The sequence below is a fragment of the Pseudohaliea sp. genome (assembly GCF_054552115.1).
In genome coordinates this window covers 118755-144872 of sequence record NZ_JBTOLW010000004.1, presented here as the reverse complement: position 1 = coordinate 144872, position 26118 = coordinate 118755, and the positions used below count along the sequence as shown (strand labels likewise).

Genomic DNA, 26118 nt, shown 5'->3' with positions numbered 1-26118 from the left:
CTCGCGGCAAAGCTACCCGGAGATATCGCCATGCCACGTCCTGTTCTCGCCGTGCTCCTCGGCCTCGCTCTCGCCGCACCGGCCTTCGCTTTCGAGCCGCTAGCTTTCTACAAGGCGCTGCACCGGAGCCCCGAGCTGTCCTTCCAGGAGAAGGAGACCGCCGCCACGATCGCGGCCGAGCTGCGCGATGCGGGTTTCGCGGTGACCGAAGGTGTCGGCGGCTACGGCGTTGTCGGTGTGCTGGAAAACGGTGACGGGCCGACGGTCATGCTGCGCATGGACATGGACGGCCTGCCGGTGAAGGAACAAACGGGCCTGCCCTACGCGAGCGAGGCGACGGCCACGGAGCAGGACGGCCAGGCGGTGCACGTGATGCATGCCTGCGGACACGACGTGCACATGACCGTGGGTACGGCGACGGCCCGCGATCTCGCGGCGAGGCAGGATGAGTGGCAGGGCACGCTGCTGGTGATCGCCCAGCCGGCCGAGGAGCGCGGTGCCGGGGCCCGCATGATGCTCGCCGACGGTCTCTTCGAGAAGTTCCCGACGCCCGACTACAACCTGTCCCTGCACACGCTGGCGACGCTGCCCGCCGGCAAGGTGGGCTACGTCCCCGGCTGGATGATGGCCAACGTGGACTCGGTGGACATCCGCCTCAAGGGCATCGGTGGCCACGGCGCCTATCCGCATGCGGCGAAGGACCCGGTGGTGCTGGCAGCGGCGATCATCATGGACCTGCAGACTCTCGTATCCCGGGAACTGCATCCGACCGAGCCGGGTGTGGTGACCGTGGGCTCCATCCACGCCGGCACCAAGCACAACATCATCCCGGACAGCGCCACCTTGCAACTCACGGTGCGCTCCTACTCCGACGCGGCGCGGGCAACGCTGCTGGACGGCATCCGCCGCATCGCCGTGAAGCAGGCCGAGGCCCTGGGCTTCGAGGGCGAACTGGCCCCGGACGTGGAGATCCGGGACGAGTACACGCCGGCGCTGTGGAACGACCCGGCCCTGGTCGAGCGTGGCGTCGCCGCCATGGCCGGCGCCATCGGCGAGGAAAACCTCGTTGAGGTGCCCAAGGAAATGGGCGGTGAGGATTTCGCGCGCTATGGACGCACGGAAGAGCAGATTCCCAGCTTCATGATCCGCCTGGGCGTGGTCCCGCAGGACCTCTGGGACCGCTATGAGCGTGGCGAAGCCACGCTGCCGTCGCTGCACTCGCCATTCTTCGCCCCGGACCCGGCACCGACGCTGCGCACCGGCATCGCCGCCATGACTGCCATGGCGCTGGACCTGCTCGCGCCGCCCGCGGAATGAACTGCCGCCGGCGGCCTCGCGTAGCGACGACAGGGTAACCGCCGGAGAAGGAGCCGCCATGAAAGCCTCGGACCTGTTCGTCCGCGCCCTGGAGGCCGAGGGCGTCGAGTACGTGTTCGGTATTCCCGGGGAGGAGAACCTGGACCTCCTCGAGTCCTTGCGTACCTCGTCGATCCGTCTCGTGCTGACCCGGCACGAGCAGGCAGCGGGTTTCATGGCCGCCACCTATGGCCGGCTGACGGGCAGGGTCGGTGTCTGCCTGTCGACGCTCGGCCCGGGGGCTACCAATCTCGTCACTGCCGCGGCCTACGCCCAGCTCGGCGCCATGCCCATGCTCATGGTGACCGGGCAGAAGCCGATCAAGACCAGCAAGCAGGGCCGCTTCCAGGTCATCGATGTCGTGGACATGATGCAGCCCCTGACCAAGTACACAACCCAGGTCGTCAGTGGCGACCGCATCCCGGCCGCAGTGCGCGAGGCCTTCCGGCTCGCCCACGAGGAGCGCCCCGGCGCCGCGCACATCGAGCTGCCGGAGGACATCGCGGCGGAGGAGACCGATGCCGGGCTGATCGCGCCGGGCTCGGTGCGGCGGCCGATCGCCGAGTACAAGGCCATCGACCGCGCCGTGGCGATGATCGAGGTCGCACGCTCGCCGGTCCTGCTCATCGGTGCCGCGGCCAATCGCAAGCTGACCGCGAAGATGCTGCGCGAGTTCGTGGCGAAGACAGACATCCCCTTCATCACCACGCAGATGGGCAAGGGCGTGCTCGATGAACACGGCCCGCGCTTCCTAGGCAACACGGCACTGTCCGATGGGGACTTCGTGCATCGCGTCGTCGAGGCGGCGGACCTGATCATTAACGTCGGCCACGACGTGGTGGAAAAGCCGCCCTTTTTCATGCGGCCCACGGATCGGCGCCAGGTCATGCACATCAACTTTGATTCCGCGGTGGTAGACCCGGTCTACTTTCCGCAGCTGGAGGTAGTGGGCGATATCGCCAACAGCATCTGGCAGATCAAGGAACGCATCTCTCCCCAGCCGCACTGGAACTTCGAGCTGTTCCGCCGCGCCCATGAGGCCTATGTCGCGCACCGGGACGAGTGCGAGGCCGACGAGCGCTTCCCCCTTCGGCCCGAGTACCTGGTCCGCGCGGTGCGCAGGGTGATGCCGGCGGAAGGCATCGTTACGCTGGACAACGGTATCTACAAGATCTGGTTCGCCCGCAACTACCCGGCGGCGCACCCGAACACCCTGCTGCTGGACAACGCCCTGGCGACCATGGGCGCGGGCCTGCCCTCGGCCATGACCGCGAAGCTCGTGTACCCCCGGCGCCCGGTGCTCACTGTCTGCGGCGACGGCGGTTTCATGATGAACAGCCAGGAAATGGAAACCGCCGTGCGTCTTGGCCTGCACGTGGTGGTCCTGGTGCTGCGCGATGACGCCTACGGCATGATCAAGTGGAAGCAGGCCGACATGCAGCTGCCGGATTTCGGCCTCGACTACGGCAACCCGGACTTCGTGCGCTATGCCGAGGCCTACGGCGCCCGCGGCTGGCGCATCGGCGCCACGGCGGAGCTCGAAGCGGTCCTGGCCCGCTGCCTGGAGGAGCCCGCGGTGCACCTCGTCGAGATCCCCGTGGACTACTCCCTCAACGACGAGATGCTGCACCGGGTGATCCCGGCGCTCTCCGCCCGGCTCTAGGAGTCAGTCCGCGCGGTGGGTGGCTAGCGGTTGCCGCCGCTGCCCGCCGCCGTTGCCGCACCTCGTCCCCGGCCCCGGCCCCGGCGTCGCCGCCGGGCCTGACCCGAAGGTGCCTCCCTGCCGCCCCCGGACGGACGGCGGCTGCCGGGCGCACCGCGCCCCCCGGTGCTCGGTCGGCCCGCACCCGGCTCGGGCAGCGGCTCCGCCGGCTCGAAGCCGGCCACCTGTTCCCGGGGCAGGGTGCGGCGGATGAGCCGCTCGATGCCCTGCAGGTACTCCGCCTCCTCGGCGCACACCAGCGAGTAGGCGTGCCCGGCGGCGCCCGCACGGCCGGTGCGGCCGATGCGGTGCACGTAGTCCTCGGAGACGTTGGGCAGGTCGAAATTGACGACCTGCGGCAGGCCGCTGATATCCAGGCCCCGGGCGGCGATGTCCGTGGCCACCAGCGCCTGCACACGACCGCTCTTGAAGCCCTCCAGCGCGCGGGTGCGGGCATTCTGGCTCTTGTTGCCGTGGATCGGTTCGGCGACGATGCCGTCCCGTTCCAGGCGTTTGGCGAGGCGGTTGGCGCCGTGCTTGGTGCGTGAGAACACCAGCACCTGGTGCCAGTTGCGCTCGCGGATGAGATGCGAGAGCAGGTCCGGCTTGCGGCCCTTGTCCACCGGGTAGATCCACTGTTCCACCGTGTCTGCGGTGGAGTTTGCCGGGGCGACCGCTACCTCCCGCGGCTGGTGCAGGTAGCCCTGGGCCAGGCGGCGGATGTCCGTGGAGAAGGTCGCGGAGAACATGAGCGTCTGCCGCTTCGTCGGCAGCAGGGCGACGATACGGCGCACATCGTGGATGAAACCCATGTCGAGCATCCGGTCGGCCTCGTCGAGCACCAGTACCTCGAGCGCATCGAAGCTCACCGCGCCCTGCTGGTGCAGATCGAGAAGCCGCCCGGGGGTGGCGACGAGGATGTCGCAGCCGCGCTTCAGCCGGGCGATCTGCGGGTTGATCTTGACGCCGCCGAAGACGACTTCCGCGCGCAGCGGCAGGTGGGCGCCATAGTGTACCGCGCTGTCGTGCACCTGCGCCGCCAGCTCGCGGGTCGGGGTGACCACGAGCGCGCGCACCTGCCGTGCCGGCGCCGCCGGGCCCTCCGCCAGCCGCTGCAGCAGCGGCAGGGTGAAGGCAGCGGTCTTGCCGGTGCCGGTCTGGGCCGCGGCCATGAGGTCATGGCCGGCGAGGATATCGGGAATGGCACCGCGCTGGATCGGGGAGGGCGTGTCGTAGCCACGCTCGGCAATGGCCTTCAGCAGTGCGTCGCTGAGGCCGAGATCGGCAAAAGTCATAGGGAGTATCCGGGATGACCGCTGGCGGATAGTCGGGCACGGCCAGCTCGTGCGGGGCGGATCATACCGGAATGGCGCCGCTTTGTCGTTGAACGCCGTTGCTCAGCGCCGGCGGCGGACGGAGCGGTTCAGGACGTTGCCACGGCCTCGCCGCTGCCGCGACGACGCAGGCGACCCAGGAGTTCGCGCAGGCGCGCCGGCAGGGCGAGCATGGCGGGTGTGGCCACCAGGGTCAGGATTGTGGCGAAGGACAGGCCGAAGACGATGGCCTGGGAAAGCGGCCCCCAGAAGGTCGACATCTGCCCGCTGGCGGTGACGCTGCGATTGATCAGGTCCACGGACAGGCCACAGGCCAGCGGCAGCAGGCCGAAGACGGTGGTCACCGTGGTCAGGAGTACCGGGCGCAGGCGCTGCGCGGATGAGCGCACGATGATCTCCTGCACGGGGAGTTCCGGGTGCTGGCTGCGTACGTAGTTGAAAGTGTCGATGAGCACGATGTTGTTGTTCACCACGATACCGGCCAGGGCGACCACGCCGACCCCGCTGAGAATGGCGCTGAAGGGGTTGCCGAGGATCAGCAGCCCCAGGAGGACGCCGGCGGTGGACATGATCACCGCCAGGAGAATCAGCGAGCTCTGGTAGAAGCTGTTGAACTGGGTGACCAGCAGCACGAACATCAGCAGCAGCGACAACAGGAAGGCGACCTGCACGAAGGCGATGGACTCGTTCTGCTCCTCGTTGGCGCCGCGGAAGCGGACATCAAGGGCCGGGTCGAAGGTCTGCTTCGACAGCCATGCCTCAAGTTCGCCGACCATGGTATCCGCCAGTACCCCCTCGACCACGTCCGCGCGGACGCGCTCCACGGGCGTCCCGTCAATCCGTTCGAGCGTATCCACTCCCTGGCGTGGCTTCATGGTGACAAAGTTGGACAGCGGCACCCGCCCCTGGCTGGTACTCAGCCGCAGGCTGCGCATGGCTTCCACACCCCGGTAGCGCGCGGGATAGCGCACCCGGATATCCACCGCGTCTTCCGAGCTGTCCGGCCGGTACTCCGCCACCTTCACTCCGTTGGTCACCAGCTGAACCGCGACACCTGCCGCAACGACATCCGCACCGTAGAGGGCAGCTTCGGCGCGGTCGACCTCCATACGCCACTCGATGGAAGGCAGGGCACGGGTGTCGTCGATATCCACCAGTTGCGGCAGCGTGTCCATGTGCGCGCGGATCCGGACGATGGCCGGCTCCAGCAGTTCCCGCTCCCGGGAGCGCACCTCGATCTGGATCGGTTTGCCCACCGGCGGGCCCATCTCCTCGCCGAATACTTCTACGATAATGCCGGGGAAGCCGCTCGTTCGGGCGCGGATTTCCTGGAAGATTTCGCTGCCTGAGCGCTCCCGCTCCTGCTCGGGGTAAAGCTCGATGAAGATCGCGCCGATCCGGTCGGCGGTGGCGTCCGCGCCCCGGCCGATGCCGTTGCTGCCCGGGAGGATCGTGCGGGCATTCACGGCGCGGATACCGCTGATCTGCAGGATCTGATCCTCCACCTGCCTGACGAGCCGGTCCACTTCCTCGGCGGCGAAGTTGCCCCGGCCGCGCACGGAGACCTGGATGAACTGGGGGTCGGAGTTGGAAAAGAAGACCATGCCGACGCCGAAACGGCCATAGGCCCAGAAGATGCAGGCCAGCACGCCAAGGATCAGCCCCAGGGTGACCAGGGGCCGTCGCGTCACCCCTGAAAGGAAGCGCGCATAGCTGCCCGTGAGCGTGCGCAGCTTCGTGGGGTCGCCTGTCTCGAGCTCATGCATCTGCGCTGCCGCGGCAGCGCTGTGCTTAGTGGGGCGCCCGAAGACCGTGCCGAGTACCGGGCCGAAGAGCAGGGCATAGAGCAGGGAACCGGCGAGCACCGTGAACACGGTGATCGGCAGGTAGCTCATGAACTTCCCGGAGATACCGGGCCAGAACATCAGCGGCAGGAAGGCAGCCAGGGTTGTCGCCGTGGAGGCAGTAACCGGCCAGAACATCCGCTTGACCGCCTCCGAGTAGGCGGCCTGGTGGTCGATGCCCTCGCCCATGCGCCGGTCCGCATACTCCGTGACCACGATGGCACCGTCGATGAGCATGCCCAGGCCGAGGAGCATCCCGAACATCACCATGAAGTTGAAGGTATAGCCGAGCAGGTAGATGATCGTGACCGAGAACAGCAGCGACACGGGGATACCGAAGCCTACGATGAGGCCGCTGCGGAAGCCCATGGAGGCCACCACAAGCACCATCACCAGGGCGAGCGCGGTGAAGATGTTGCCCTGCAGCTCCGTCACCTGCAGCTCGGCGAATTCAGCCTGGTCCTGGGTCACCAGCAGTTCGATGGACTGAGGGATGCGCGGTCGCAGCTCGTCGATCATCGTCCGGACGGCGGTGACCCCTTCGATGATGTTGCCGTTCGCCCGCTGGGTAACGGCGACGGTGATTGCCTCGCGCCCGTTGACCCGGGCATGGCTGGTGCGGTCCTTGAAGGTCTTGCGGATGGTGGCGATATCGCCGAGGCTAACCACGGTGGAGCCGTCGCTGCGTACGGGCAGGGTCATGACATCCGCCGGCTCCTCCACCACAGAGGGGACCTTGACGGAAAAGCGTCCGCCGCCGGTGTCGAGGCTGCCAGCGGGTATCAGGCGGTTGTTGCGCTGCAGCGTGGTGATGAGCTCCTCGCTGGAGATGGCGTAATTTTCCATCGCCTCCGGGTCGACCAGCACCTCGAGCATTTCCTCTCGCTCGCCGCGGAGTTCGGCCTTGAGCACCTCGGGGATCGTCTCGAATTCATCGCGGAGCATGACCGCGGCTTCATAAATGTCGCGTTCCGGGACACCCTCGCCCACCAGGCTGACCTGGATCATCGGGAAATCGTTGATCTGCAGCTCCCGTACCATGGGCTCTTCGGCGGTGCTCGGTATCTCTGCCTTGCCGCGGTCTACCGCCTCGCGTACGTCGGTGAGCGCCTCGTCGAGGTCCATGTCGGCATTGAACTCGACGAAGAGCGTGGCGTTGCCCTCCGAGGCCAGAGCGGTGATCTCCTCGATACCCTCGATCTTGCGCAGCTCGATCTCCATGGGCTGGATGAGCAGCCGCTCCGCGTCTTCCGGTGAGATGCCCTCATGCAGGATGCCCACATAGAAGAACGGGGCTTCGATGTGGGGCTCGTTCGCGATGGGGAGTATGGCGCGTGCGATGAGCCCGACCAGAACGACCATGGCCATCACCAGCAGCGTGCTGCGGGTGCGGCTGATCGCCGAGTCGATGAAGGCGATCACCGGGCGGACCGTGCCGACAGCGTCGGGGCGCCGGCTTCCTCGACCCGCACCCGATCACCCTCGAAAACGAACTCCTGGCCGACGGTAATGATGCGCGTCACCGCTGGCAGGCCGCTGACCCAGGTGCCCTCGGGGCCGTCCTCGACGATTTCGATGCCATGGAACGCGACCCGGTCGTTGCTGTCGAGCACGCGCAACCCGAGCTCACCAGCATCATCCAGGGTGAATAGCGCCGGCGACACCCGGTGCGCCAGCACCTCCTCAACGGGAATCCGCAGCGTGGCGGGCACGCCCGAACGCAGGCTGTAGTCCGGGTTGGGTACGGTGGCCTCGAGCGGATAGGTGCGCGTGGCTGCATCGCTCTGCTTGCCGATGAAGCTGAGCGTTGCGGTGAGTTCCCGGCCCGTGGCGGTCACCGCGCGTACCGGTGACCCCGGGGCGAGCCTGACCGCGTCCGCCGCCGAGACCCGGGCCGTCACCAGCATCGGGTCGAGGTCCAGGAGCGTGGCACAGGCGGTGCCGGGCGTAGCGTAGTCGCCGATCTCGAGGGCCACTGCCTCGACGACCCCCGCGAAGGGCGCGCGCAGCGTCGTGCGCTCGAGGTTGAGCTGCTGGCGCTTGAGGGTCGTGCGGGCGGCGGCGAGGTTTGCTTCGGCCTGGGCGATGGCGGTGGCCGACTGCAGGCCCTTGTCGCGCAGCTTGAGCGCGCCCTCGTACTCGATGCGTGCGCGTTCCAGCGCCGCCTCGGCCTCGGCCACGGCTTCTTCCCGGTCGTCGATGGAGAGGCGGCAGAGGACGTCGCCCTCCTCGACGCGGCTGCCGCGCTCCACGGGCCGCTCGATCACGCGGCCGGTGATTTCAGCGCGCGCCTCGACGGTGCGCTTGTTCTCCGTGCGCCCGCGCAGGGACAGGATGCGCTGCCGGGGTTCGGCGCGGCTCTCGCGGGCGCGCACGGCCACGGGCTCGCGGCTGGTTTCCCGCGGCTGCACCTCGGCGAGTGCCGGCGGGTTCGCCGGCCCGTCGCCGCTGTCCTTGCCGAGGACGCCGGAGAGCAGCCACAGCAATATGCCGACGGCGATCAGCGTGGCGATGATCAGGTTCTTGCGCATAGGGGAGTTGTCCGGGCCAGCACCCTGAAAGCGGGCTTAGCGCGCGCAGTATAGCATCCGCTCATGGTTCCTGGCTTTCGTAGTGTTCCTGGAATTCTTCCAGGTGCCGCTCCACGAGGTGCGTGCGTCGCCCGTAGCGGGCGATGTGGAACACCGCGTCGCCCTCGTAGACCAGCGGCAGGTTCGTGCGCCCGATGACGACCCCGTCGTGGGTGGCCTCGAGGGGGCTTTCCCGGGAGCCGAGGGGGTCGGCGACGACGCCGATGGTCTGTCCGGCCACGACTTTGGCGCCTAGGGGTACGAGGGTGCTCAAGATGCCGCTCTCGGGGGCGCGCAGCCAGCTCGACTGGTCGCTGACGATCGGCGGGCGCAGCGGGTGCTTGCGGCGGCTCCGCCGGAGCACGCCGAGGTGCCTGAGCACGTTGACGATGCCGCTGACACCGGCGCGGATGTACATTTCCTCGAAGCGCAGGGCCTCACCGGCCTCGTAGAGGATGACCGGTATGCCCGCGTCCCCCGCCGCCTCGCGCAGGGAGCCGTCGCGGATCTTGGAGTCCAGCGCCAGGGGCACGCCGAAGGCCTCGGTCATGCCCCGGGCCCCCTCCATATCGAGATCCGCCCGGATCTGCGGGAAGTTGGCCCGGTGCCGGGCGCCGGTGTGCAGGTCGATGCCGAAATCCGACTTGAGGACGATCTCCTGCAGGAAGGTATTGGCCACGCGCGCGGCCAGCGAGCCGGCGTCCGAGCCCGGGAAAGAGCGGTTCAGGTCGCGGCCGTCCGGCAGGTAGCGCGAGTGGTTCAGGAAGCCATAGACGTTGACGATGGGGATGGCCAGCAGCGTGCCGCGCACGGTCTTCAGGGAGCGGTGCTTGAGGAGCCGGCGGATGATCTCCACCCCGTTGATCTCGTCGCCGTGGATCGCGGCGCAGATGAAGACCACGGGGCCTGGCTGGCTGCCATGGATGACCTGGACGCTGATGGACAGGTCGTCGTGGGTGTACAGGGGTGAAACGGGGACATCGACGGTCCGGTGCTGCCCCGGGGCGACGCTGACGCCGCCGATGACGATGGCTTCGCGGCGCGCCTTCGTCACGTCAGCCCCGGGTCCGGCGGCTGTCGCTCTTGGTGGGGCGGGCGTTCTCCTCGACATAGTCGATGATGCGCCCGGCGATGTCCTTGCCGCTGGCTTCCTCGATGCCGCGCAGGCCCGGCGAGGAGTTCACCTCCATGATCAGGGGCCCGCGGGAGGAGCGCAGGATATCCACGCCGGCGACGGACAGCCCCATCGTCTGCGCCGCCTTTACCGCGGTACGCCGCTCCTCCGGTGTGAGCTTGGTCGCCGAGGCGCTGCCACCCCGGTGCAGGTTCGAGCGGAACTCGCCCTCCGCCGCACTCCGCTCCATGGCCGCCACCACGCGGCGGCCGATCACGAAGGCACGCACGTCGGAACCGCCGGCCTCCTTGATAAACTCCTGTACGAGAAAGTCCGCGCCGAGTTCGATGAAGGCGTCGATCACCGATTCCGCGGCCTTGTAGGTCTCGGCGAGTACCACGCCGCGCCCCTGCGTGCCCTCGAGGAGCTTGAGCACCACGGGTGTGCCGCCGACCATCTTGATCAGCTGCCGTCCATTCTCCACGTCGTGGGCGAAGCCCGTGACCGGCATGCCCACACCCTTGCGCGACATGAGCTGCAGGGCCCGCAGCTTGTCCCGGGAACGGCCGAGGGGAATGGACTCCGTCAGGCAGTAGACCCCCATCATCTCGAACTGGCGGATCACCGCGGTGCCGAACTCGGTGATAGAGGCGCCGATGCGCGGGATCACCGCGTCGTAGCCCTCCAGCGGTTCGCCCTTGTAGTAGATCATGGGCTTGGCCGAGTTGATGTCCATGTAGCATTTCAGGGTGTCGAGGACGTGGACTTCGTGACCGCGCTCCGCGGCGGCCTCCACCAGCCGGCTCGTGCTGTAGAGCTTGCGGTTGCGGGACAGGATGCCGATTTTCATGATCATGTTCTGGTTCCTCCTTGCCGGGGCGCAGCGCCGGCGCCGGGTGCCTTGCCGATGAGGTAGGAGCGCCCTGGGTCGACCAGGAAGCGGCCCCGCAGCGCGGTGCGGCCCAGCAGGCAGCGAAAAAGCATCGTATCGCGGCTCGTCAGCGTGACTTCCGCGTCAAAGGTGTAGGGGCCCAGCGACAGGGGCACGGCGATGACGTAGCGCTGCTCCGCATGACCGCCGGAATCACGCACCCGGCGCCGGTCCACGACCGGGGCTTCGCAGCGCAGGACGGTCTGCTCGTCACGCTGGAACGGGTGCATGGCGAAGGCGACCCAGGGCTCACCGCCGCGGTCGAAGGGCTCTAGCTCGAAAGCGTGCAGGCAGCTCGTGCGGGCCCCGGTGTCGACCTTGGCCTTGATGGCGTCGATCCCGAGCGAGGGAAAGCGCAGCCATTCCCGCCAGCCGACGGTGTCCAGTGTTTCTGCCACGGTCGCCCCTGCGCCGGCGGCGTCAGCCGTGCGCGATAGGCTTGTCCGTGAACAGGTAGTCCTTGAGCTCGCTGTCGAAGGACGGGTCGCGGCGACGGATCCACTCCAGCACCATGGCCGCGTGTTCCTTTTCCTCGTCGCGATTGTGTTCGAGAATCCGCTTCAGTTCCTCGTCCCCGCAGGCGTCGACGCGCTGGTTGTACCAGTCCACTGCCTCCAGTTCTTCCATCAGGGAAACAATCGCGCGGTGCATGTCGCGCGTCTCCGCGGACAGTTCCTCGACGGGTTCGTGGTAGCCCTCGTTTGCCATGGTGTCTCCGGGTCAGCTTCTTTGGCGGTGATGGATACAAGTGTCGCCTGCCGCCGCCGCCTTTGCAATTGGACCGCGTTTCCAGTCCTCGGTGGTGTCCGGCGCTGTGGGCCCCGGCACTATCACCCCGGTGGTGTTCAACGCGCAGGTAACAGGCTATGCTCTGCGCTTTCGCAACGCGCCGTTCGGGAGGACAACATGGCACTGGTGGATTTCAGCAAGGTCAGGCAGCTCTTCGGGGAGCGCGAAGAAACCTCGGACGAGGCGATTTTCCGCGAGCTGTTCGTCCTTGTGCTGGCCCGGGCCACGGATGCCGACGCCTACTCGCACCCGGCAGAGGTGAGCACGGTGCAGCGCGTCATCAAGGAGCGCCTCGGCGAAGAGATCTCCAGCGCCGACGTGCGCACCGCGGCGCTGTCGAAGGTGTACGAGATGGTGCCACTGCACAAGTGCCTGGCGGAGGCGAGCCCGCGCCTGTCGAAGGAGCAGCGGCGTGCCATCGTCAGTGGACTGGTGGAGGTCATGCACGCCGACGAGCGTGTTTCCGCCAGTGAGGCGGAATTCTTCAACATGGTCGTGCAGACCCTCGGCCTGACCGCGGCCGACGCCGCCGGCCTCATCGTCGACTGACCGGTCGTCTCCCCGGGGCCATCGCGGTCCCGGGTACCGCACCGCGAGGCGCACTCATTCCTGACAGCGAGCCCCGGGCGCAAGCGCCGGGCGCAGAGCCATGCGAGGCACCCCCCTGACAGACCCACCCGCGGGCCGCCTGCATTGGGGCGTGCTCAAGCGGCTGGTCCCGCTCCTTGCCGGCAACTGGCCGCGCATCGGGCTGGCGCTCGCCTGCCTGCTGGCGGCGAAGGGGGCGTTGCTGGCCATACCCTTCCTGCTCAAGCACCTCGTCGACGGGCTCGATGGCGCCACGGGCCCGGTCCTCGGCGGCAGCCTCCTCCTGGGCCTGGTGCTGGCCTACGGAGCGGCGCGCTTCGCCAACGTCTTCTTCGGCGAGCTGCGCGATACGCTCTTCGGCCGGGTGACCGAGCGCGCCATGCGCCGCATCGGGCTCACCGCCTTCCGGCACGTGCACAGCCTGGAACTCGACTACCACCTGAACCGGCGTACCGGTGGCCTCGCCCGGGATATCGAGCGCGGCACCACGGGCATCAGCTTCCTCCTGCGCTTCTTCGTCTTCAACATCGCCCCGACGCTCTTCGAGATCGTGATGGTCGCCGGTATTCTCCTGTTCAACTACGGTGGCGCTTATGCGGCGGTCGTCGTCGCCTCCGTGGTCGCCTATGCGCTCTTTTCCTTCCGTGCCACCGAGTGGCGCACGCGCTTCGTACGCGCGGTCAACGAGGCGGACTCGAGCAGCAATACGCGCGCCGTGGACAGCCTGCTCAATCACGAAACGGTCAAGTACTTCACCAATGAGGGCTACGAGGCGGAGCGCTACGATCGCTCCCTCGCGGAGTGGGAGCAGGCGCGGCGCTCCAACCGCCTGTCCCTCTTTGCCCTCAATGCGGGCCAGGCGCTGATCATCGCGCTGTCCCAGACCGCCGTGATCGGTCTCGCCGCGTGGCAGGTGAGCAGCGGCGTGCTCAGCATCGGTGACTTCGTGCTCATCAACCAGTTCATGCTGCAACTGTTCATGCCCCTGGGTTTCCTGGGTTTCGTCTACCGGGAGATCAAGAGCTCCCTCGCCAACATCGAGAACCTGTTCATGCTGCTGGACCGGGAGCCGGCGATCCGCGATGCGCCGGGGGCGCAACCGCTGGTGGTAACCGGCGGCGAGATCGTGTTCGACGCGGTGTCCTTCCATTACCCGAACGGACGACCGGTGCTCGATGCGGTGAGCTTCCGCGTGCCCGCCGGGAAGAAAGTGGCACTCGTCGGCGCGAGCGGGGCGGGCAAGTCCACCCTTGTGAAACTGCTGTTCCGCTTCTACGATCCCGTCGCCGGTGCGGTGCGCATCGACGGCCAGGACCTGCGCGCGGTGACCCAGGAAAGCCTGCGCGAGGCGATCGGCATCGTTCCCCAGGATACCGTGTTGTTCAACGACAGCCTGCGGGAGAACATCCGCTACGGTCGCCCGGGAGCGAGTGACGACGACGTGCAGACGGCGCTTTCCCGGGCGCACCTCGCGGCTTTCGTGGCGGAGCTGCCGGAGGGGCTGGAAACCACGGTGGGCGAGCGGGGCCTCAAGCTGTCCGGTGGCGAGAAGCAGCGGGTGGCGATCGCGCGCGCGTTGCTCAAGGATGCGCCGGTCCTGGTTTTCGACGAAGCGACCTCCTCCCTGGACAGCCGCTCGGAGGCAGCGGTGCTGGACGCGCTCAAGGAACTCGCCCGGGCCCACAGCACGCTGGTCATCGCTCACCGGCTGTCGACGGTGGTCGACGCCGACGAACTCGTGGTCCTGAGCGGGGGCCGTGTGGTCGAGCGTGGAACACACGATGACTTGCTGGCCATGAACGGTTATTATTCGCATCTTTGGCTCGCGCAGCAGCGGGAGCGCGCCACGGCGTGAAGTCCCCGCGACGGAGGCCAGCATGGAAGCCAGGATGACAGTAACGGCAGGCGGCAGGGCTCCCCGGACCCTCTGGTCCTTGCGCAAGGGGGAGGGTGGCGTGATCGCGGGCTATGACGACAGCCTGGCGGAGCACTACCGTGTCCGTCTCATGGAGATGGGCTTTCACCCCGGCGAAACCGTCACCTGCCTGCAGGCCCCGGCTTTCGGCTCGCCCAAGGTATTCCGCGTGAGCAACACCGTCTTCTCTCTCGACGACGAGGTTGCCAGCCATATCAAGCTGGAGTCCCATGACACGTAAGGTCATCCTGATCGGCAGCCCCAACTGCGGCAAGAGCCTGCTCTTCAACCGTCTCACGGGGCTCACGCAGAAGGTCGCGAACTTCCCCGGCATCACCGTCGAGGTGGCCAGCGGTCATTTTACCGACCTCGAAGACACGACGCTGGTCGACTACCCGGGCACCTACTCGCTGCAGCCGATCTCCGGCGAGGAGCAGGTGGCGGTCGAGCAGTTCCAGCAGGGCCTCGAGGACCCCGAGGTCTCCCACGTGCTCTGCCTCATCGATGTCACGCGCCTGGAGAAGAGCCTCTACTTCACGCTCCAGGTCATCCGCGAGTGCGAGCGCCGCGGCAAGCCAGTACTCGTGCTCGCCAACATGATGGATATCCTCGCCGGCCACGGCCTCGAGGTAGATCTTGAAGGCCTGTCCCGGGAACTCTCGGCGCCGGTGCTGCCCATCTCGGCGCGCACGGGGAAGGGCGTACCGGAACTCCTCTGCCGGCTGCGCGGCGAGAGCACGGCCGAGGCTGATCCCTGGCCGCATGACGACGGCGTGGCACACACGCCCGATGTGCTCCTGCGCGGCAATGCGCATCAGCTCGCGCGCAAGTACGGCCCCCGCGGCGACCTGCTCGTGCGGACCCAGACCCGGCTCGATGCGTTTTTCCTGCACACGGCGCTGGGCGGTCTCGCGTTCTTCGCGATCATGTACCTCCTGTTCCAGTCGATCTTTACCTGGGCTGCCCCGGCCATGGATGCCGTGGAGGCAGGCCTCGGCTGGCTGGCCGGGTTGGTGGTGCCCCTCGTCCCCGGGCAGGTGGGCAGGGACTTCACCGCGGATGCGCTGTTCTCGGGGATCGGTGCTTTCCTGGTCTTCGTACCGCAGATCTTCGTGCTCACCTTCGTCATCGGCATGCTCGAGGATTCGGGGTACATGGCGCGGGCAGCGCTCATCTGCCACAAGCCGCTGCGTGTCTTCGGCCTCACCGGCAAGAGTTTCATCCCCATGCTGTCCGGGGTCGCCTGCGCCATCCCCGGCATCTACGCCGCGCGTTCCATCGATTCACCGCGCAAGCGTCTGCTGACCTACCTGGCGATCCCGCTCATGCCCTGCTCGGCGCGGCTCCCGGTCTACACACTGCTGATCGCCGCGTTCATACCCAACACCACCGCCCTCGGCGGGCTCGTCGGCCTGCAGGGCCTCGCGATGTTCGGCGTCTATTTCTTCGGCATGTTCTGCGGCCTCCTGGTTACGGGGCTCGTCTCGCGCAGCCGGGCCGACCATTTCACGGATTTGCCCTTTGTGCTGGAAATGCCCCCCTACCGCGTGCCGGCCTGGGTGCCGCTGCTGCGCAAGGCCTGGCAGCGCTGCAAGCACTTCATCACCAAGGCGGGCGGCATCATCCTCACGGTGACCGTGGTGGTCTGGTTCCTCGGCTACTTCCCCAACGGCGGCGCGGATCTCGCCGACTCCTGGCTCGGCCAGCTCGGTCGCTTCGTCGGCCCGCTCTTCGAGCCCCTCGGGCTGGACTGGCGCTACGGCGTTGCCATCCTGACGTCCTTCCTGGCGCGGGAGGTGTTCGTCGGCACCCTCGGCGCCATGTTCGGCATCGAGTCCGCCGAGGAGAACATGGTCCCGCTGGTCAACCATATCCAGGCCAGCGACCTCGGGCTGGCTTCCGGGCTGGCGCTCCTGGTGTTTTTTGCCATCGCCCTCATGTGCGTGTCCACCATGGCTATCCTGAGCCGGGAAGCCGGGTCCTGGCGTCTGCCCCTGCAGATGTTCGCGGCCTACGGCCTTGCCGGTTACCTCGGTGCGCTCGGCGTGTACCAGCTGGTGACGCTCCTGGGCGGCTAGCCGAGCATCGCCTTGAGGTGGGCTTCCACGCTCCGGGCCAGGGCGTGCAGGTCGTAGCCCCCCTCTAGGAGCGAGATGATGCGCCCGCCGGCGCTCTCCGCGGCGATCGCGCACAGTTCCCCGGTCACCCAGGCGTAGTCGCTGTCGACGAAATTGAGACCGGCCATGTCATCGGCCTGGTGGGCGTCGAAGCCGGCGGAGACCAGCACCAGCTCCGGGGCGAAGCTGCGCAGCCGGGGAAGCCAGTCCGCCTCCACGGCAGCTGCGAAGGCGGCGCCGTCCGCGCCGGCGGGCAGCGGGGCGTTGACCACATTGCTGTCGATGCTGTCGTAGCCCGAGTGGGGGTAGAAGGGGTGCTGGAAGGTCGAGCAGAACAGCAGGCGCTGGTCGCCGGCGACGATGTGCTCGGTGCCATTGCCGTGGTGCACATCGAAGTCGACGATGGCGACGCGGGACAGGCCATGGGCCTCCAGCGCGTGCAGGGCGGCGACGGCGACGTTGTTGTAGAAGCAGAAGCCCATGGCCCGGTTGCGCTCGGCGTGGTGCCCCGGGGGGCGGACGGCGCAGAAGACGCGCTTTTCCCTGCCCGAGAGCACGAGGTCCACGGCGAGGACGGCGGCACCGGCGGCCCGCCGGGCGGCAGTCAGCGTAGCCGGGTTCATCGCCGTGTCGCCATCCACCCAGGAGAGGCCGCCCCGGGGTGAGCGCGCCTCGAGGTCATCGAGGTAGGCAGGGTCGTGCACGCGTTCCAGCCAGGCACGCTCGGCGCAGGGTGCGTCGTAGTGCACCAGGGCCATGTCCAGGCCGCTGGCGAGGAGCCGGTCGTTGATGGCCGTGAGGCGGGCAGGGCATTCCGGGTGATGCCCCATGTCGTGGCGCAGGCAATCCCGGTGCGTAATATAGCCGATGGTCATGGCGTGCTGGAGAGCCCTCCTGCGACTGTGGCACCATTCTCCCGCAAAAGTCCCGGCCATGCACGGCGCCGACCCCACCTCTCCCCGGAAACCGTACCGTGAAGAAACACTACCTGCACAAGCTCTTCGAGCCTCGCTCCGTGGCCGTTATCGGCGCCTCGGACCGCCTCGACGCCGTCGGTGGCCGCGTCCTCCACAATATCATCGAGGGGGGCTTCGAGGGCGAGCTCTACCCGGTCAACCCGAACCGGGACGAGGTGCAGGGGCGTCCGGCCTGGGCCAAGGTCTCGGCGATCAGCCGGCCGGTGGATCTCGCGATCCTCGCCATCCCCGCGGCAAGTGTCGCGACCGCGCTGCGCGACTGCGCCGAAAGCGGCGTCGGTGCGGCCATCGTCATGTCCGCCGGCTTCGGCGAGATCGGCTCTGCCGGCGCCGGCCTGCAGGCGGAACTCGTGGATATCGCACGCACCCACGACCTGCCGCTCCTCGGCCCCAACAGCCTGGGCGTGCTGCGCCCGGCCTGGCACTTCAATGCCAGCTTTGCCAAGAGCCGCAGCCAGCCCGGCAGGGTTGCCCTCCTGGCACAGTCCGTCGGCTTCTGCAATGCGCTTCTGGACTGGGCCGACTCCAACGACTTCGGCTTTTCCGCCGTCGCCTCACCGGGAGCCGCCTCGGACGTGGATTTCGGCGATCTGCTCGATTTCCTGTCCGTGGATGCCTCGACGCACAGCGTACTCGTCTATGTCGAGCGCATCACCGATGCCCGTGCGTTCCTCAGCGGCCTGCGCATGACCGCGCGGGTGAAACCGGTGATCGTGCTCAAGTCCGGCCGCGACGAGGACACGCCGGGTAACCCGGGCGACCGGGTCTTCGATGCCGCCGTCGAGCGCGCCGGCGCCGTACGCGTCAACACGGTGCACCAGCTGTTCACGGCTGCGCGCACGCTGCTGGCCGGCACGCGCATCACCGGCCAGCACCTGGCCGTGGTGACCAACGCCGGCGGCCCGGGGCGCATGGCGGCGGACCGGGCCCGGCACCGCGGCGTCAGCCTGGCGCAACCGCATGCCGGTACCCATGCCGCACTGCGCTCCCTCATGCCGGCGCACTGGCAGCCGGAGAATCCCCTCGACCTCCTCGGCGACGCCGGCCCGGAACGCTATGCCGCCGCCTGCAAGGCACTCCTCGAGGATGCCGGGGTGGACGGGCTGCTCGTGCTGCTCACGCCCCAGGGCATGACCGACCCGGAGGGCTGTGCGCGGGCCGTGATCGAGGCCGCGAAGGGCGCGGGCAAGCCCGTGGTGGCCTGCTGGATGGGCGAGAATCTCGTTGCCCGTTCCCGCGAACTCCTGGCCGAGGCCCGGCTGCCACACTTCACCAGCCCGGAGCGGGGCGTGGATGCCTTCGCCTACATCGCCGCCTACCGGCGCAACCAGGCGGTGCTGCTGCAGGTGCCGCCACCGCTTTCCGAGCAGCAGCCCCCGGATATCGAAGGCGCGCGACTCATGATCGAGAACGCCCTCGGTGAGCGCCGGGAGGCGCTGACGGCGACCGAGGCCAAGGCGGTACTGCGCGCGTTCCGTGTGCCGGTCGCACCGGCCATCAACGCCTCGTCGGCGGCGGATGCGCTGGTCGCCGCCGAGACCCTCGGCCTGCCCGTGGCCATGAAGGTCAACTCCCCGGACATCCCCCACAAGACGGCGGTCGGCGGGGTGCGGCTGCGGGTGCGCGATGCCCACGAGGTGCGCAGCGCCTACCGGGACATCATCGCCCGCGTGAAGGCGGCCCGTCCCGATGCACGCATCAACGGCATTTCCGTCGAGCCGCTGCTCGAGGACGACGATCCGCGGGAGGTGGCCGTGGTACTGGCCCGGGACCCGGCCTTCGGTCCCTATATCGGCATCGGTGCTGCCCGCGACGGCCTGTCACCCATGCCCGGGCTGCAGGTGGCGCTGCCGCCGCTCAACGGGTTCCTGGCGCGGGAACTGGTACGCCGGGCTCTCGATGGCGCGCCGGCGGGCGCCTGGAGCGAGGCCGACGCGGAGTCGCTGGTGGCCATGCTGATGCGTGTCTCGGAGCTCGCCTGCGAACTGCCGGAGCTGATCGAGCTGACCATGAACCCGGTGCGCCTGGGTGGCGAGGGCGCCGTCGCTCTCGACGCGCGCATGACCGTGCACACGCGCCAGGCGAGCACGCGGCGCTACGGCCATATGGCCATCCATCCCTACCCGTCGGCGATGGAGGAGCACTGGCAGCTCGCCGACGGCAGCGATCTCCTCGTCCGGCCCATCCGCCCCGAGGATGCGGAGATGGAGCGGGCCTTCGTCGAGGGGCTCTCACCGGAGAGCCGCTACTACCGCTTCATGTACCGGGTCGACAGGCTGTCGCCGATGATGCTCGCCCGCTTTACACAGATCGACTACGACCGGGAGCTGGCCCTGGTCGCCATCGCCACGCCGGACGGACCGGACCCGCGCATTATCGGCGTGGCCCGCTATGTCGCGAATCCGGATGGCGAATCCTGCGAGTTCGCGCTCACGGTGGCGGACGACCTGCAGCACCAGGGCATGGGCCGGCGGCTCATGCAGCAGCTTATGAACGCCGCCCGGGACCGGGGTCTCGAGGTGATGGAAGGGGAGGTGCTGGCGGCGAACCGGCGCATGCTGCGTCTCTGCGAGGGGCTGGGTTTCCGGCTGGTCTACAACCGCGAGGAACCGGACGTGGTGGCGGTGCGCCGCCACCTGTAGCCCGGCCAGGGCCTGCCGGCGCGTGCCTAGCGGAGGCGGTAGCGGACCGGCAGGGAGCGCAGGCCGCCGACGAAGATCGCCTTGACCCACTCCGGGTCCCCGGCCAGCTCGATCTCCTGAAGCCGGGGCAGCAGTTCCCGGAAGAAACAGGATACCTCCAGCGTGGCCAGGTGCTGGCCCAGGCACATGTGCGACCCGTAGCCGAAGGCGAGCTGCTGCTTCGGGTCGCGGGTGAGGTCCAGGCGGTTGGGCGCGTCGAAAGCGGCCGGGTCACGGTTGGCGGCCGGGTACCAGAGGGCGAGGTTGTCGCCCTCGCGGATGGTCCTGCCGCCGAGCTCGAGCTCGCGCGTGGCGGTGCGGACCATGTGCCGTACCGGCGAGACCCAGCGGATGAGTTCCCGGGCGGCGCGGTCGTCGAGATCGGGCCGGTCCCGCCAGAGCGCGAGCTGCTCCGGATGTTCGATGAGTGCCTTCATGCCCCCGCCGATCGCGGCGGAGGTCGTGTCGTGGCCGGCGCTGGCGGTGATGATGAAGTAGCTCATCTGGTCCAGCGTCTCCATCGGCTGGCCGTCCACGGTCGCGTTGGCCAGCACGCTGGCCAGGTCGTCCGAGGGTTCGCGCTTGCGCTCTGCGATCACCTCCGTGAAGTAGTCCGTGAAGTCCTGGATGACCGCGAGGCCGGCGGTGGGGTCTTCCCCGCGCTGTAGCGACGGGTCCTGGCCCCCGAACATCTCCTGGGTCAGCTTGAGCATGGTCGGCTCCGCTTCCCGGGGCAGGCCGAGGATGGAGACAATCACGCGCAGCGGCAGCAGCAGGGCAACGTCGCGCACGAAGTCGCACTCCGGGCCCTCCTCGACCATCTTGTCGACGAACTCCTTTGCCAGGGCCCGCACCTCTGCCTCGAGCTTGCCGATGCTGCGCGGCAGGAACCATTCCCGGGTGACCTTGCGCAGCTTCAGGTGCTTGGGCCGGTCCATGTGGATCAGCGTCTCCAGGCCGTTCCTGTTGCCGAAGGTCTCGAGCAGGGCCTGCTCCATGGCCTCGGGCACGAGCACGGTGCGGGGGGCGCTCAGGAACTCGTCGTTGGCGCTGCCGATCTCCTTCACGTCGGCGTAGCGCGTGAGGTTCCAGAAGGGCCGGTACTCCGGGTGCTCGACCCAGGACACGGGCTCGGTGCTGCGGAGGTAGTCGAACAGGGCGTACATGGTCGCCTCGTCGCCCATGATGTGGGGGTCGAGCACGTCGGCGGGACGGAAGGGCGGGGTGGCGGTCGCGGTGTTGTCGGTCATGGTGGTTCCTCCTCCGGCGGCTGAGCATAGCACGGTGGCGCGGGCTGGGAAGGCATCCGCCGGGCGCGGTCCCGCGTAGGCAAGGCCATGGTGCACCCGTGACGAAAACCGCGAAGGAACCCGCGAAGGAACCCGCGAAGGAACCCGCGAAGGAACCCGCGAAGGAAACGGTGATGAAGGAGGCGTCCACAGCGGTCGTGATCGGCGCCGGCGGCGGCATCGGCGGCGCGGCGGCGAAGGCCCTTGCGCAGCGCTACCGGCAGGTCGTCGCGGTCAGCCGGCAGCCGGCCGCGCCGCCCGCCCTGGCCCGCTGCGACAATGTGCAGTGGCTCGTCTCCGCGGCAGAGGAGGCGGCGATCAACGAGGCCGCCGGGGTGATTGCCGACGCCTGCGCGGAGCAGCCGCTGACGCGGGTTGTGATCGCCACGGGCACGCTGCACGGTGAGGGGTACCGTCCGGAGAAGGCGTTGCGCGAACTTGCCGCCGACACGCTCGGACACCTCTACCAGGTCAACGCCGTTCTTCCGCTGCTGTGGCTTGCCGCGCTGGAGCCCGTGCTGCGGCGCAGCGAAGCGGCGACCGTGGCCGTGCTCAGCGCGCGCGTCGGCAGCATCGGGGACAACCAGCTGGGGGGCTGGTACGGCTACCGGGCGTCCAAGGCCGCGCTCAATATGCTGCTGCGGTCGGCTGCGGTGGAATTCGGCCGTCGCGCCCCGCAGGTGGCCCTGCTGGCCTTCCACCCGGGCACTACCGACACGGCGCTGTCGAAGCCCTTCCAGGCCCGCGTGCCGGCGGACAGGCTGTTCTCTCCGGGGTGGGTGGCGAAGGCGCTGCTCGAGCACATGGACGAGGCCCGGGCCGACGGGGAACTGCACTTTGTCGACTATGCGGGGACGCCCATCCCCTGGTGAGCCGGCTTCCCTGGACGGTTTGGGTCCCGTATGCTCGAGGTCTCCAGCGAGGTAGACACCCGATGCCCCGATTCTTGAAAGCTGCCCTCCTGGCGATGCTGGTGGCGGTGTTCGTCGGCTGTGCCCAGTACCGCAACGAGCGCGGCGTTGAAGTGAACTGGCAGCCATCTGCCCTGGCCGGGCTGGTGCGGGGGGAGACGACGCGGGCAGACGTCCTCGCGCGGCTGGGGCCGCCCTCGCAGGTCATCGCCAGCGGTGACGAGACCGTGCTTTACTACCTCAACGAGCATGCCGAGGGCGAGGGCCTGCTGCTGGTACTCTACAACCGCTTCGAGGTCGATACGCGCTACGACCGCGCCATCTTTTTTTTCGATGCTGACGATCGCCTCACCGATTACTCCACCTGGCTGCGGCCCCCGGACAATGACTGACGGCATGCGCCGGCTCCTGCTCGCCCTGTTTCTGCCGGGCCTCGCGGCCTGCTCCCAGTCTTTCTACCAGCTTGGTGCGCCGCTGCCGGCGGCCTACGAGCGCGAAGCCGAAGGGCGAACCCTGGCGGCGGTCCTCGCCGAGCTCGGCCCGCCGCAGCGCCTCTCCACGACGCCGGCGGGTTTCGTGATGGGTTGGGAGCACTGGCGCATCGCCGAGTCCGGGGTAGGCGTGAGCCTCGGCTTTCTCGGCGCCGATGCGCTGACCGTCGACTGGGGTGATGCCCGCGTTGACGGTGATTTCCTGCTGCTATCCTTTGACCAGGGGCACCGGGTGGTGAGCGCTTCCCGGGTGCAGTGGGACAGCAACGTGGGGCGCGCCGCCGCGGTACAGCCACTCCTGGGGGTCGCCCCGCTGGTGGCCGTGGACGATCTGCTGCGGCCCCTGCCGCAGCACCGCTGGGGGGCGAGCAACCTCCGGCCCATGCCCGTTGCCCAGAATCTGCCGCACCGCCCGGACCAGGGCGGCAGCGGCCTCGAGCAGCGCGGCACCCCCGGGGGGGCCGGCCAGCGCGCCCTGGAATGGCAATGACAGCGCGCCCGCTGGCGGCGTGCTGCGGATAGGAACGACCATAGCCTTAGTACGGACGGTTAGCTCATACGGTTAGCTCATAAGAAGAGGAGAGATCCATGGAGTACCAGACCCTGCCCGCCCAGCTCGCCCGCTGGGCTCGCGAATGCCCGGAACGCCTGTGGCTGCGTGACCTGCACGAAGAGGGCAGTGAGGACTACAGCTGGGGTGAGGCCCAGCGGCAGGTGCAGGCCGTGGCCGCCGTGCTCGAGGAGCGCTTCGGCAGCGGCAACTGCATGGCGCTGCTTTCGCGCAACCGTCCGCACTGGTTCCTCGCCGACCTCGCCATCATCGCTTCCGGCAACACCAGCGTCGCGCTGTTCACGACCTATCCCGCGTCCACGGCGCAGTACGTGCTCGAGTTCACCGAGGCAAAGGTGCTCTTCGTGGGTGAGACCGGTAACTGGGATGCAGTGAAAAGCATCCTGCCCGGGGGCATCACCCTGGTGACCCTGCCGGGGGTGGAACTGGAGGAACCGCACCTGCGCTGGGAAGACCTGCTGGCCGAGGGCGAGGGGCGCAGCCCCACCCACGAGGGCAAACCCGATGATACGGTCGCTCTCGTGTTCACCTCGGGTACCACGGGGGTGCCCAAGGGGGTCATCCAGACCCACGAGAGCAACCTCGTCCCCATCCACCGCTTCACCACGGCCTTCGGCACCCGGGAGAACCCCCGCTATCTCTCCTACCTGCCGCTGGCGCACATCGCCGAGCGGCAGATCGTCGAGTATTCGTCCCTCGTTACCTGTGGCGAGGTGTCCTTCAACGAGTCCCTCGAGCACATTCTCCGTGACCTGCAGCGCACGCGGCCGCACATGTTCTTCGGCCCGCCGCGGGTGTGGGAGCAGTTCCAGCAGGCCATTATCGCCAAGTTCGGCGGCCAGGACGCGATGACAGCCGCGCTGGAGCAGGACAAGGAAGGCATCGGCAGGCTGGTCCTCGACACGATCGGTCTCGGCGAGGTGGACTATTGCCTGACCGCGGCAGCGCCCACGCCGCCGGCGCTGATCCACTGGTGGGGCGACCTCGGCCTCGTCCTCATGGAAGGCTTCGGCCAGACCGAGGCCATGGGGCTGATCCTCAACAGCCACGATGACCGCCGTGTCGGCTCCATCGGCAAGCCCATCGGTGAGGTGGAGTACAAGATCACCGAGGAGGGCGAGCTGGCGGTACGTGCCGAGGGGTGCACCCCGGGCTACTACCGCATGCCCGAGAAAACCGCGGAACTCATCCAGGACGGCTGGCTGCACACCGGTGACAAGGCCCGGGTCGACGAGGACGGCTTCATCTACCTGACCGGGCGCGTCAAGGACTACTTCAAGACCATCCAGGGCAAGTTCGTGGCGCCGCCGCCGATCGAGGGCAGCTTCGCCGAGAATCCCCACGCGGAGCAGCAGTGCCTGCTCGGCAGGGGCTTCTCCAAGACCGTGATGGTCGCCGTGCTCACCGAGGACGCCAGGCAGCGTCCCCGGGAAGAGCTCGAGCGGTCCTTCCGCGAGACGGTCGCCGCCATCAACGACAGCGTGGAGAAGCACGCCCGCATCGGCGCGGTGATCGTCAGCGAGGAGCCCTGGAGCATTGAGAACGAAGTGCTGACGCCGACCCTCAAGATACGCCGCGAGAAAATCGACGAGCGCTTCGGCGAGCTGGCTGAGCGGCTGGCGCGCGAGGCCGCGGAGACCGGCCAGCTTCTGCTGCACTGGCACTGAGCGCTTCGTGCGCATCTGGGTGGACGCGGACGCCTGTCCGCAGGCGATCCGCGAAATCCTCTTTCGCGCCGCCCTGCGCACCGGGGTGGAGACGACACTGCTGGCCAATCATGCCCTCAGCGTACCGCCTGCCCCGAACATCCGCTTCCGCCAGGTGCCCCGGGGCTTCGACGTCGCCGACGACGCGATTGTCGAGGCGGTGAGCGTGGGTGACCTCGTGGTCACCCAGGATATCCCCCTTGCCGCAGCGGTCATCGAGCGCGGGGCCGAGGCGGTAAGCCCCCGGGGCGAGGCGTTCACAAAGGACAATATCCGCGGCCGCCTCGCTATGCGCGATTTCATGGCGACACTGAGGGACGCAGGCCAGGTGACCGGCGGTCCTGCGGCCCTCGGCGCCGCCGACAAGCAGCGCTTTGCCGGCTGCCTCGATCGCTGGCTGGCGCGCGTGGCGCGCGGCTAGGAACCGGGAGTCCGGCGAAGGAACTCGGCCCGCAGCGCCGCGTCCTGGCGGAAGGCGCCATCCATGGCGGTGGTGTGCGTGGACGATGTGCCGTCCATGACGCCCCGGGCCTTCACGCAGTAGTGCACCGCGTTGATGCTCACCGCCACGTCCGGCGTGTCGAGCAGGGTCTGCAGGGCCACGAGGACCTGGCGTGTCAGCCGCTCCTGCACCTGCGGCCGGCGGGCGAAGAAGCGCACCACCCGGTTGATCTTCGACAGGCCGATGACCCGCTCCCGGGGCAGGTAGGCCACGCAGGCACTGCCGTCGATGGTGACGAAATGGTGCTCGCAGGTGCTGGTGAGTGCGATGTCGTCGACGCGGACGACCTCGTCCACCTGCATCTTGTTCTCGATCACGGAGATGCTGGGGAAACTGCCATAGTCGAGGCCTGCAAAGCTTTCGTCCAGGTACATCTTCGCTATCCGGTGGGGGGTTTCCGCCAGGCTGTCGTCGCCGAGGTCCAGCCCGAGGGTCTCGGCCACGTCCGTGAAGGCGGCGTGCAGCCGTGCGTACTTCTCCTCCCGGGTGAGCCCCGTGGGCACCATGGGGGTTTCCAGGCCCGCCGCTTCAAGGGCTGAGCGTACGGCAAGGGCCTCCGGGGACAGGCCGTGGTCGACCGGCGCGCGGGCCGTGAGGGCGGTAGCTTCCATGGTGGGTCTCCTTGTTCGTCCCCGACATTTACGCGCCGCCTGCGGAGGCGGATTCGCCCGCCCGCTTCCGGGGAGGGCCGGGCAGGCCCGGACGGTGCCCCGGATGCCGACGTTTGCGC

At 68.3% G+C, this 26118-nt stretch carries 22 protein-coding genes; 12 read left to right on the top strand and 10 right to left on the bottom strand.

All coding sequences use genetic code 11. From position 1 onward, the window contains the following. The first annotated feature begins 30 nt into the window (after nucleotides 1-30). Complete coding sequence (locus tag ACX93N_RS03835; protein WP_459427068.1) at nucleotides 31-1317, top strand: amidohydrolase; 1287 nt, start codon at nucleotides 31-33, stop codon at nucleotides 1315-1317. Nucleotides 1318-1375: 58 nt separating this feature from the next. Continuing rightward, nucleotides 1376-3019, top strand: a complete 1644-nt coding sequence (locus ACX93N_RS03830) for an acetolactate synthase large subunit (protein WP_459427067.1) — start codon at nucleotides 1376-1378, stop codon at nucleotides 3017-3019. Nucleotides 3020-3042: 23 nt separating this feature from the next. Here the strand turns inward: ACX93N_RS03830 and ACX93N_RS03825 are convergent, their stop codons facing one another. From ACX93N_RS03825 to ACX93N_RS03795, 7 genes are all read right to left on the bottom strand, one after another. After that, complete coding sequence (locus tag ACX93N_RS03825) at nucleotides 3043-4353, bottom strand: DEAD/DEAH box helicase (RefSeq protein ID WP_459427066.1); 1311 nt, start codon at nucleotides 4351-4353, stop codon at nucleotides 3043-3045. Between the two features lie 128 nt (nucleotides 4354-4481). Then, a complete protein-coding gene (locus tag ACX93N_RS03820) occupies nucleotides 4482-7658 on the bottom strand; it encodes an efflux RND transporter permease subunit (protein ID WP_459427065.1) in 3177 nt (1058 codons plus the stop codon). Next, nucleotides 7655-8767: an efflux RND transporter periplasmic adaptor subunit gene (locus tag ACX93N_RS03815; protein ID WP_459427064.1), complete on the bottom strand. Its 1113-nt coding sequence runs from the start codon at nucleotides 8765-8767 to the stop codon at nucleotides 7655-7657. Before ACX93N_RS03815 ends, ACX93N_RS03820 begins: the two co-directional genes overlap by 4 nt. 61 nt (nucleotides 8768-8828) lie before the next feature. Then, the gene (locus tag ACX93N_RS03810; RefSeq protein WP_459427063.1) at nucleotides 8829-9860 is read right to left on the bottom strand and encodes a succinylglutamate desuccinylase/aspartoacylase family protein; all 1032 of its coding nucleotides are present in this window, start codon (nucleotides 9858-9860) and stop codon (nucleotides 8829-8831) included. A 1-nt stretch (nucleotide 9861) separates the two neighbouring features. Further along, a complete protein-coding gene (gene rimK, locus ACX93N_RS03805; RefSeq protein WP_459427083.1) occupies nucleotides 9862-10770 on the bottom strand; it encodes a 30S ribosomal protein S6--L-glutamate ligase in 909 nt (302 codons plus the stop codon). A 2-nt stretch (nucleotides 10771-10772) separates the two neighbouring features. Then, complete coding sequence (locus ACX93N_RS03800; protein WP_459427062.1) at nucleotides 10773-11249, bottom strand: ATP-dependent zinc protease family protein; 477 nt, start codon at nucleotides 11247-11249, stop codon at nucleotides 10773-10775. A gap of 22 nt (nucleotides 11250-11271) precedes the next feature. Continuing rightward, nucleotides 11272-11559: an encapsulin-associated ferritin-like protein gene (locus ACX93N_RS03795; protein ID WP_459427061.1), complete on the bottom strand. Its 288-nt coding sequence runs from the start codon at nucleotides 11557-11559 to the stop codon at nucleotides 11272-11274. A gap of 198 nt (nucleotides 11560-11757) precedes the next feature. On the opposite strand from ACX93N_RS03795, the gene ACX93N_RS03790 reads away from it, so the two are divergent. From ACX93N_RS03790 to feoB, 4 genes are all read left to right on the top strand, one after another. Continuing rightward, on the top strand, nucleotides 11758-12189 hold the full coding sequence (locus ACX93N_RS03790; RefSeq protein WP_459427060.1) for a TerB family tellurite resistance protein: 432 nt from the start codon (nucleotides 11758-11760) through the stop codon (nucleotides 12187-12189). Between the two features lie 100 nt (nucleotides 12190-12289). Next, nucleotides 12290-14083, top strand: a complete 1794-nt coding sequence (locus tag ACX93N_RS03785; RefSeq protein WP_459427059.1) for an ABCB family ABC transporter ATP-binding protein/permease — start codon at nucleotides 12290-12292, stop codon at nucleotides 14081-14083. A 34-nt stretch (nucleotides 14084-14117) separates the two neighbouring features. Beyond that, nucleotides 14118-14384, top strand: a complete 267-nt coding sequence (locus tag ACX93N_RS03780; RefSeq protein WP_459427058.1) for a FeoA family protein — start codon at nucleotides 14118-14120, stop codon at nucleotides 14382-14384. Beyond that, complete coding sequence (gene feoB, locus ACX93N_RS03775; protein ID WP_459427057.1) at nucleotides 14374-16221, top strand: ferrous iron transporter B; 1848 nt, start codon at nucleotides 14374-14376, stop codon at nucleotides 16219-16221. Before ACX93N_RS03780 ends, feoB begins: the two co-directional genes overlap by 11 nt. Here the strand turns inward: feoB and ACX93N_RS03770 are convergent. Then, nucleotides 16218-17135, bottom strand: coding sequence for a histone deacetylase family protein (locus ACX93N_RS03770; protein WP_459427056.1), 918 nt, complete (start codon nucleotides 17133-17135; stop codon nucleotides 16218-16220). The two genes, feoB and ACX93N_RS03770, sit on opposite strands and share 4 nt — an antisense overlap. A gap of 98 nt (nucleotides 17136-17233) precedes the next feature. Here ACX93N_RS03770 and ACX93N_RS03765 point away from each other — a divergent pair, with 98 nt between their 5' ends. Further along, on the top strand, nucleotides 17234-19879 hold the full coding sequence (locus ACX93N_RS03765) for a bifunctional acetate--CoA ligase family protein/GNAT family N-acetyltransferase (protein WP_459427055.1): 2646 nt from the start codon (nucleotides 17234-17236) through the stop codon (nucleotides 19877-19879). A 26-nt stretch (nucleotides 19880-19905) separates the two neighbouring features. Here ACX93N_RS03765 and ACX93N_RS03760 read toward each other — a convergent pair whose 3' ends face one another. Beyond that, the gene (locus ACX93N_RS03760; protein ID WP_459427054.1) at nucleotides 19906-21168 is read right to left on the bottom strand and encodes a cytochrome P450; all 1263 of its coding nucleotides are present in this window, start codon (nucleotides 21166-21168) and stop codon (nucleotides 19906-19908) included. A gap of 98 nt (nucleotides 21169-21266) precedes the next feature. Between ACX93N_RS03760 and ACX93N_RS03755 the strand changes: the two genes are divergently transcribed. From ACX93N_RS03755 to ACX93N_RS03735, 5 genes are all read left to right on the top strand, one after another. Further along, entirely contained in the window at nucleotides 21267-22079 is an 813-nt protein-coding gene (locus tag ACX93N_RS03755) for an SDR family NAD(P)-dependent oxidoreductase (protein ID WP_459427053.1), read from the top strand. A gap of 62 nt (nucleotides 22080-22141) precedes the next feature. After that, entirely contained in the window at nucleotides 22142-22510 is a 369-nt protein-coding gene (locus ACX93N_RS03750) for a hypothetical protein (RefSeq protein ID WP_459427052.1), read from the top strand. Further along, a complete protein-coding gene (locus tag ACX93N_RS03745; protein ID WP_459427051.1) occupies nucleotides 22503-23099 on the top strand; it encodes a hypothetical protein in 597 nt (198 codons plus the stop codon). Before ACX93N_RS03750 ends, ACX93N_RS03745 begins: the two co-directional genes overlap by 8 nt. 98 nt (nucleotides 23100-23197) lie before the next feature. After that, nucleotides 23198-24847, top strand: a complete 1650-nt coding sequence (locus ACX93N_RS03740) for an AMP-binding protein (RefSeq protein WP_459427050.1) — start codon at nucleotides 23198-23200, stop codon at nucleotides 24845-24847. A 7-nt stretch (nucleotides 24848-24854) separates the two neighbouring features. Next, nucleotides 24855-25307 carry a YaiI/YqxD family protein gene (locus ACX93N_RS03735; RefSeq protein WP_459427049.1) on the top strand — a complete coding sequence of 151 codons (453 nt, stop codon included), beginning with the start codon at nucleotides 24855-24857 and terminating at the stop codon, nucleotides 25305-25307. On the opposite strand, the gene folE is transcribed toward ACX93N_RS03735, so the two are convergent. Continuing rightward, on the bottom strand, nucleotides 25304-25999 hold the full coding sequence (gene folE / locus ACX93N_RS03730; protein WP_459427048.1) for a GTP cyclohydrolase I FolE: 696 nt from the start codon (nucleotides 25997-25999) through the stop codon (nucleotides 25304-25306). The genes ACX93N_RS03735 and folE overlap by 4 nt on opposite strands. Nucleotides 26000-26118 lie beyond the last annotated feature (119 nt).

Bases quoted from the DNA above. Each gene is read 5' to 3' on its own strand.
- ACX93N_RS03835 (WP_459427068.1), top strand. From the start codon at position 31: ATGCCACGTCCTGTTCTCGCCGTGCTCCTCGGCCTCGCTCTCGCCGCA.
- ACX93N_RS03830 (WP_459427067.1), top strand. From the start codon at position 1,376: ATGAAAGCCTCGGACCTGTTCGTCCGCGCCCTGGAGGCCGAGGGCGTC.
- ACX93N_RS03825 (WP_459427066.1), bottom strand. From the start codon at position 4,353: ATGACTTTTGCCGATCTCGGCCTCAGCGACGCACTGCTGAAGGCCATT.
- ACX93N_RS03815 (WP_459427064.1), bottom strand. From the start codon at position 8,767: ATGCGCAAGAACCTGATCATCGCCACGCTGATCGCCGTCGGCATATTG.
- rimK (WP_459427083.1), bottom strand. From the start codon at position 10,770: ATGAAAATCGGCATCCTGTCCCGCAACCGCAAGCTCTACAGCACGAGC.
- ACX93N_RS03795 (WP_459427061.1), bottom strand. From the start codon at position 11,559: ATGGCAAACGAGGGCTACCACGAACCCGTCGAGGAACTGTCCGCGGAG.
- ACX93N_RS03790 (WP_459427060.1), top strand. From the start codon at position 11,758: ATGGCACTGGTGGATTTCAGCAAGGTCAGGCAGCTCTTCGGGGAGCGC.
- ACX93N_RS03785 (WP_459427059.1), top strand. From the start codon at position 12,290: ATGCGAGGCACCCCCCTGACAGACCCACCCGCGGGCCGCCTGCATTGG.
- ACX93N_RS03780 (WP_459427058.1), top strand. From the start codon at position 14,118: ATGACAGTAACGGCAGGCGGCAGGGCTCCCCGGACCCTCTGGTCCTTG.
- feoB (WP_459427057.1), top strand. From the start codon at position 14,374: ATGACACGTAAGGTCATCCTGATCGGCAGCCCCAACTGCGGCAAGAGC.
- ACX93N_RS03770 (WP_459427056.1), bottom strand. From the start codon at position 17,135: ATGACCATCGGCTATATTACGCACCGGGATTGCCTGCGCCACGACATG.
- ACX93N_RS03760 (WP_459427054.1), bottom strand. From the start codon at position 21,168: ATGACCGACAACACCGCGACCGCCACCCCGCCCTTCCGTCCCGCCGAC.
- ACX93N_RS03750 (WP_459427052.1), top strand. From the start codon at position 22,142: ATGCCCCGATTCTTGAAAGCTGCCCTCCTGGCGATGCTGGTGGCGGTG.
- ACX93N_RS03745 (WP_459427051.1), top strand. From the start codon at position 22,503: ATGACTGACGGCATGCGCCGGCTCCTGCTCGCCCTGTTTCTGCCGGGC.
- ACX93N_RS03740 (WP_459427050.1), top strand. From the start codon at position 23,198: ATGGAGTACCAGACCCTGCCCGCCCAGCTCGCCCGCTGGGCTCGCGAA.
- folE (WP_459427048.1), bottom strand. From the start codon at position 25,999: ATGGAAGCTACCGCCCTCACGGCCCGCGCGCCGGTCGACCACGGCCTG.